Raw genomic sequence first — 556 nt, 5'->3', positions numbered from 1 at the left:
CGTCTGGCGACACAACCCGAACACCAGCGGTTCGTCCACTCCGGTCCTCTCGTACTAGGAGCAGCTCCCCTCAATCATCCAACGCCCACGGCAGATAGGGACCGAACTGTCTCACGACGTTCTAAACCCAGCTCGCGTACCACTTTAAATGGCGAACAGCCATACCCTTGGGACCGACTTCAGCCCCAGGATGTGATGAGCCGACATCGAGGTGCCAAACACCGCCGTCGATATGAACTCTTGGGCGGTATCAGCCTGTTATCCCCGGAGTACCTTTTATCCGTTGAGCGATGGCCCTTCCATTCAGAACCACCGGATCACTATGACCTACTTTCGTACCTGCTCGAGCCGTCACTCTCGCAGTTAAGCGGGCTTATGCCATTGCACTAACCTCACGATGTCCGACCGTGATTAGCCCACCTTCGTGCTCCTCCGTTACGCTTTGGGAGGAGACCGCCCCAGTCAAACTACCCACCAGGCACTGTCCTCACCCCGGATAACGGGGCTAAGTTAGAACATCAAACATACAAGGGTGGTATTTCAAGGATGGCTCCAC

The 556-nt window shown here is 55.8% G+C and carries 1 rRNA gene; it reads right to left on the bottom strand.

From position 1 onward, the window contains the following. A 23S ribosomal RNA gene (locus HLG76_RS14660) occupies positions 1–556 on the bottom strand; the annotation flags it as partial.

This window comes from Salinivibrio sp. EAGSL (assembly GCF_013366455.1).
Taxonomy (GTDB): Bacteria; Pseudomonadota; Gammaproteobacteria; order Enterobacterales; family Vibrionaceae; genus Salinivibrio; species Salinivibrio costicola.
The sequence above is the reverse complement of the archived record's forward strand: the minus strand, read 5'-3'. Positions and strand labels throughout refer to the sequence as shown.